The organism is uncultured Mailhella sp., from assembly GCF_944324575.1.
In the GTDB taxonomy this organism is placed as follows: Bacteria; Desulfobacterota; Desulfovibrionia; order Desulfovibrionales; family Desulfovibrionaceae; genus Mailhella.
Map to the genome: position 1 here is coordinate 1 of NZ_CALUWV010000109.1, position 6,271 is coordinate 6,271.

Annotated in this window: 7 protein-coding genes and 1 other RNA gene; 2 read left to right on the top strand and 6 right to left on the bottom strand. The window is 58.6% G+C overall.

What is annotated here, in order from left to right:
• Positions 1 to 778: HD domain-containing protein (locus tag Q0J81_RS09865; RefSeq protein ID WP_294447529.1), on the top strand; the 778-nt coding region annotated here is incomplete at its 5' end.
• Positions 763 to 1,389: a dTMP kinase gene (gene tmk / locus Q0J81_RS09870; protein WP_294447531.1), complete on the top strand. Its 627-nt coding sequence runs from the start codon at positions 763 to 765 to the stop codon at positions 1,387 to 1,389. The genes Q0J81_RS09865 and tmk, both read left to right, overlap by 16 nt.
• Before the next feature lie 71 nt (positions 1,390 to 1,460).
• On the opposite strand, the gene Q0J81_RS09875 is transcribed toward tmk, so the two are convergent.
• From Q0J81_RS09875 to ssrA, 6 genes are all read right to left on the bottom strand, one after another.
• A complete protein-coding gene (locus Q0J81_RS09875) occupies positions 1,461 to 2,021 on the bottom strand; it encodes a DUF4125 family protein (RefSeq protein WP_294447533.1) in 561 nt (186 codons plus the stop codon).
• A gap of 10 nt (positions 2,022 to 2,031) precedes the next feature.
• Positions 2,032 to 2,817, bottom strand: a complete 786-nt coding sequence (locus tag Q0J81_RS09880; protein WP_294447535.1) for a tetratricopeptide repeat protein — start codon at positions 2,815 to 2,817, stop codon at positions 2,032 to 2,034.
• Positions 2,817 to 3,761 carry a DUF4037 domain-containing protein gene (locus Q0J81_RS09885; protein WP_294447537.1) on the bottom strand — a complete coding sequence of 315 codons (945 nt, stop codon included), beginning with the start codon at positions 3,759 to 3,761 and terminating at the stop codon, positions 2,817 to 2,819. Before Q0J81_RS09885 ends, Q0J81_RS09880 begins: the two co-directional genes overlap by 1 nt.
• Positions 3,762 to 3,800: 39 nt before the next feature.
• Positions 3,801 to 4,235, bottom strand: a complete 435-nt coding sequence (locus tag Q0J81_RS09890; RefSeq protein ID WP_294447539.1) for an Rrf2 family transcriptional regulator — start codon at positions 4,233 to 4,235, stop codon at positions 3,801 to 3,803.
• A 246-nt stretch (positions 4,236 to 4,481) separates the two neighbouring features.
• Positions 4,482 to 5,090, bottom strand: coding sequence for a recombinase family protein (locus tag Q0J81_RS09895; protein WP_294447540.1), 609 nt, complete (start codon positions 5,088 to 5,090; stop codon positions 4,482 to 4,484).
• 853 nt (positions 5,091 to 5,943) lie between these two features.
• Positions 5,944 to 6,271: a transfer-messenger RNA gene (gene ssrA / locus Q0J81_RS09900) on the bottom strand; the annotation flags it as partial.

Below are 6,271 nucleotides of genomic sequence, written 5' to 3' on the forward strand. Positions count from 1 at the left end.
TGAAGAGGATGAGGCCGCCTCTCTGCCCATGGAGGATTATGTTCTCTCCAGTCCGCGGCCGGCCGCCGACATGATGGCGGACATCGAAAGGCTGTGCGATGCCGTACTTGTGCACAAGCCGTGGAAGAAGTTCATGCGTTCCGTGCTTTCCGACAGGCGCATACGTCCGTTGCTGCTCAGGGCTCCGGCCGCCAAGTCCGTGCATCATGCCTACGCGGGAGGCCTGCTTGAGCATATGCTCTCCGTGGCGGAACTGTGCATGCTCATGGCCGACCATTATCCTGACCTCGACCGTCAGACGCTGCTGGCCGCGGCTCTTCTGCACGACATAGGCAAGATAGACGAAATGGAAGGGCTGCTCGTGACGGAGTATACCGATGAAGGACGTTTTCTCGGCCATATCGTTCAGGGGCTGATCATGCTTGAGCCGTACCTTCGCAAGGCGGGACTCGCTCCGGAGCTCGTCATGCATTTCAAGCATCTCATAGCCAGTCATCACGGAGAGATGGAATTCGGCGCGGCGAGGGAGCCAGTCACTCCGGAGGCCTTCGTTCTGCATTATGCCGACAACATCGACGCCAAGCTGGCCCAGTGCCGCGGGGTGCTGCCTTTGCCCGCCGACGGGGAGGAAGGCATGGTCTGGAGTCCGTATCAGACGCTTCTCGGGCGCAGCGTCTGCCGTCCCGTCCGCACGCCGGAAGCGCGGGAAGAGGCTCGAGGCTCAAGGCATGAAAAGAAGGAATCCCGGCAGGAGGAGCGGCAGTGTTCATTACTGTAGAAGGCGTGGAGGGAGCGGGCAAGAGCACGCTCATGAATATGCTTGCACAATCTTTTGAGACGCGCGGCATTGTTTTTCTGCGCACGAGGGAACCCGGCGGCTGCGACCTCGGCGCAAGTCTTCGGCCTCTCCTGCTTGATGTGTCGAGCTCGCTTGATTCCCGCGCCGAGCTTTTCCTTTTTCTGGCCGACCGTGCGCAGCACGTAGCCGAAACCATACGTCCTGCGCTCCTGAGGGGCGACTGGGTGCTGTGCGACCGCTACGCCGATTCCACCATCGCATATCAGGGCTACGGTCGGGGCATGGACACAGACAGACTTCAGGAGCTCAACGACTATGCCACTGGCGGCCTGTGGCCGGACAGAACGCTGCTGCTCGATCTTCCCGTGGAAACGGGGCTCGCCCGGGCGCTTGCCCGCAACGGACGGGAGGGGCTCACGCAGAGCGAGGGACGCTTTGAGGCCGAGGAGCTGGCCTTTCACCAGCGTATCCGGGAGGGATTTCTGGCCCGCGCGGCCCGCTGGCCGGAACGTTTCCGTGTACTGGACGCCACGCTGGAGCCGGAGGCGCTGCTTCGGCAGGCGCTGACGGCTCTCGGACTTTCCTGCTGATTATGAAAACAAAGAACCGGGGCGCTGCATTGCACCCCGGTCTTTTTTCAATGGAAAAGAGGCGGCATGGCTCAGACACGGGCCGCCAGTTTTGCGTCGTAGGCTGCAAGAGAGCCTTCCCCGAGTCGTTTCCACAGATTGTCGTAGCGTTCCTCGGCAAGGTTGCGGCCTTCCTGCTGCGCACGTTTCACCTCTGCTGAGTACAGTTTCCGCGTGCGCTCGGAAAGAGTCTCGAGCTCGCAGCGGCAGTAGTTGCGGAAGGCCGTGTCGCCGTTTCCCGTGATGGCGTGGGGATAATGCGCGGAAGCCTCGCGCAGGAAGGCGGACTCGGCGTCGGTGATTTCGTCGAGCAAAGGACTTGTCGAGAGCGGGGGAAGACGATTCTCCATGCGGGCGTACTTTTCAATCATGAAGTTTCTGCCCCGGGCCTCGGCGTCCTTCAGGTCGTCCAGATAGGATTCCAGCGTGGAGACGTCGTGCGTGCTGTGATTCATCCAGCGCATGAGGCGGAAGGACTGCGGTCGAGTCTGACATACGCTGGGGCCGCCTTCGTTGGGGGTGGCGAGAAACATGGCAAGTTCCCGTTCCACGATATCCTGGATGAGAGATTCTTTGATTTGTTCTGCGTTCATGACCGACTCCTTAAGCTCTCGTCTCTGCGAGAGCCTTTCTGCATACGTTCAGGTTGCGGCGATAGCCTTCAATATCGCGGCCTTCGGCGTGCCCGCAGCGTGCGTAGCAGGCGATGGCCTCCTCAAGTACGGCGGCGGCCTCTTGCCACTTTCCGGCTGCGGCGAGAGCCGTACCGAGGTTGCCCATGGAAAAGGCCGTTTCCGGGTGGTCTCCCAGCACCTTGCGCCGAATGGCGAGGGCGCTGCGGTGATGCGCTATGCCTTCTTCTTCACGGCCGGCCTCTTCATAAATGCGGCCGAGATTGTTGAGACACGTGGAGACTTCGAGGCTTTCCTGACCTCGCTGCCTTTCCCAGAGGGCTTTTGCCTCAAGGCATAGCTCTTCGGCTCGATCCAGATTCCGGGCCTCATATTCGGCAAAAGACAGGGAGAACAGCGACGGCGCGAGCCGGGCGTCGTCCGGGGAAAGGTATTCGTGCAGCATCCTGTGTGCCTTTCTGCCCGTATCGAGACTCTTTTGCAGCTCTCCGCAGGCAAGATGGACGCGGGCAAGCGCCGTCAGGGCAAGGGCGAGCTCTGCGTCCTTTTCGAGAAGGCGAACAGCCTTTTCCAGTGATTCCCGCGCTTCGGCGTGTTTTTCCTGACGAAGCTGGCAGAGCGCCAGGGCATGGCAGACGCGCCCCTTTTCGTCGGGGAGAAGGTCGCCATGCTCTTCAAGAAAATGGCACAGGAGGCGTTCCGCCTGTGCGTCGGGAAGATTTCTTGCCGCGTCAAGGGCGGCACGAAGATGTTCCATCAGTCCTCCATGACGTTGCGCGCGCGAAGTTCGGGATCCTTGACGCTCATCTGGACAATCGGTCCGGCTTCCCACAGCCAGTTGTCCCTTATGTCGCACAGGTGCTGCCTGCGAAGTTCCTCAGCGGTTTCGGTACAGAACTTTTCAATGGCGTCCACGGCCTGCATGCCGAGTTCCGGAGAATCCCAGCGAGTGCGGGCAAGAACGCCGAGCGTTCGGGTTACGCTCAGGCCCATGACGGGCAGAGTTTCGGCCAGCCTGCCCGCCCATTTGTAAAAGGGCATGAAGCGGCGGTTGAGCAGAAAGGTCATGGACAGCGCGGCTTCGGCAAAGCGCGCGGCGGCGAGCATGGCGGTCGGGGCGTTTTGTCGCTGAAGACAGCGCGGCAGGTTGTACTGTCCGGCCTGCGCCATGATCATGCAGCGCGCCGCCATTTTCTTGCGGCGCACGTCTTCGGGATAGTACTCGAGCAGCGCGTTGCGGATGGCGGAAAATTCTCCGCCTTCATCCATGAACACTTCACCGTTGGTGCAGGAACAGAGATGGTATTCAGGCACAGACATCCATTCGCGCCATCCTTCGGGTACATGATCCATGCCGAGAAAGCGGCGATAGAAACCCCGCAGAGGCAGAGGCCCTGTTCTGCCCATGCGTCTGTCGCGCTTCATGCGGACAGGATGGCCTTCAAACGTGGCGGGCAGAGCGGCCATGACGCTCTCGATGCGGTCGAGTTCCGAGCGGAGCAGGTCGTCAGGTACCCAGAGACAGAATGCCGGACCCCAGTCGTGATCGCGGGAAATTTCATCGTCCAGACCGAGACATTCCGATCCTTCGCCGACCAGACCCGCAGCGGATCGGGTCATGACGTCGGGGATTCGTTCGTTGAGAAGGGGAAGGACAGTGGCAAAAAAGCGACGGGAGAGATCTATTCCGTTGGAAGACATGAAGACCTCGGCAGAATGCGGGGACACGGTTCGCAGATTTCAGAGCACTGAAGACAGGGTACAGTCACTGTTTTGAGAGGCAAGGTCTCTCAAAGTCACACTGTCGGCATAGCGTTCGATGCATTTTCCAAGTCCGCTCCAGAAGTGCAGGGAGGCGCACTGCTTCTGGAATCCGCAGGCCTTGGCTTCCGGCTCAAGACAGTCCACGGGGGCAAGACTGCCTTCGACCGCGCGCAGAATGTCGCCTGCCGTACACTCTTCGGGAGGCATGGCCAGCCGGTAGCCGCCCTGACTGCCGCGTTCGCTTTTGACCAGTCCCGCCCTGCTCAGGGGCACGATGATCTGTTCAAGATACTTGAGGCTGATGTGCTGGGACTTTGCAATGTGTTTGAGGGGGGTGTTGTCCTGTTGAGGCTGTCTGGCCAGTTCTATCATCACGCGCAGAGCGTAGCGGCTTTTTGTAAAGAATTTCATGGCGTCACTCCTGCAGGCTTTTCCTTTTAGCATGGAGCGCCGCACATGGCCATAGCCGGAAGGTATGTTTGCCGTGAAATATGTCGAACAGGCCGGAGGCGTTCTGGTGGAGAAAGGCGGACCCCGCAGAAACTCGGGGCGCCTTTCTGGCTTGAGATTCATGGCGTGAGTCTTACTGATCGCGCGGGCGCGATGCGGCCGGAGAGGAGCCGGCCTTCATGAAGAACGATGTGCCATGGCTCGTGATTATGTGGTATTTTTTCTCATGTATGCTGCGGCGCGATACCGGAAGCTCGAGCGGGGCATGCCGCAACGCCTTGCCGCTTCGGAGGTGTTGATTTTGCCTTCCTTCCACAGGGCGTACACCCGGGAGAATCCGGAGGGCAGGGGGCTGGGCTCTCTGCCGAAGCGTATGCCGCTGCTTTTGGCCGCGGCTATGCCTTCTGCCTGACGTCTCCGTATGTTTTCCCGTTCATTCTGCGCCACGAATGAGAGTACCTGAAGTACAAGATCGGCAATGAAGGTACCGAGCAGATCCTTGTCTCGCCGGGTGTCGAGAAGCGGCATGTCCAGTACCAGAATGTCGACTTTCATGTCCTTGGTGAGAATGTGCCACTGCTGCTGGATTTCTTTGTAGTTTCTTCCCAGTCTGTCGATGCTGGTGATGCATATCTGATCGCCGGCCTTCAGGCGCTTGAGCATGGCGCAGTACTGCGGACGCTGAAAATCCTTGCCCGATACCTTGTCGATGAAGATGTTTTCCTTGGGAATGTTTCGCTCCTGCAGAGCAATGCACTGGCGGAGTTCATTCTGGTCCGTGCTGGAAACGCGGATGTAACCGTATGTTTTGCCCATATGGTGGATCTCCTTGGGGTGCTGTGGATTAAGACATGACTGCTGCGATCGCCGTGTACGTCGGACATTGCCGTAGACAGGGGACGGAGCCGGAGAGCCGTGCACCGGATGACGCCGGGAAAGCGGATCGGCCCGTAACGGCGGGTGAGGGCCTGGGCAGGATGACGGGCGTCCTTTCTGCTGATGAATGGACTTTGTCGGTCATGTTTTTACCTCCTGAACGGTTTTGCATGTTGTAAAACTGTCATGAGGAAACGGCGTTGAGGCCGTTTCGCAGAGTAAGAGCATACAGAGCTATTCTTCGAGAATGAACAGGGATTTTGTCTATGAGAACTGTCAGTTGATATGACAGTAAAAAACTGGTTCGCCAGTCACGTGTCGAATGTCCGCACAGCGTGCGGCATAGCCGTCGAAAGCTCTGGAACTCTGAGGGAACAATATGCATAACCTATTAAAAATAATAAAAAATCCCGATATAGAGATCGAGACTTTTACAGGAGACTCCAGAATGCGCGTTTTGCGCTTGAACGATGAGTTTGGAAGATGTCGGAAACGTCATGCAGCCTTTGGAACAGAAAGCATTCGGGGAACCGCACGGACGGGGTCGATATTTTTGGGGGAACGGTGCGACTCGGCATGGAATGCTTTTTTATTGCGGAGAGCATGGAGAGGAGCCGTTCGTGCCGCCGCTTCCGACGATATGCCGGACTGTTTGCAGCCATCGAGAGAAAGTATGAGGACGCGGCGGGCGTGAAAGAAGGCATAAAAAATGCTCCCGATGCACGGCGCACTGGCGTCACGGCATGGAGAGCATGATTTATCATTCAGTGGAAACTGAATGTCTTCGACTTTTTGGTGGAGGCGGGGAGAGTCGAACTCCCGTCCGAGAAAGGTCCACGCAAGGCCTCTACAGGTGTAGTCTGCGTATGAGTTTTCGCCTCAGGACTGGCCCGCAGACGGGCGTCCGTCAGTTATCCCGCCGTAACTCCTCGCGCACGCCCCGGAAGGAGCAGACGTACGCCAGTCCGATGAATTGACACCTCGGCGACGTATCGGACGTCGGTCGCTTCGGCGTGACGGCCTAGGCCGTCAGGGTGCCCTGCCGCTTACGCAGCGTAGGCGTATTCGTAATCGTTGTTGGCAATTACTTTGTTGCCGCTTTTTACGAGGCCAGCGGCGCC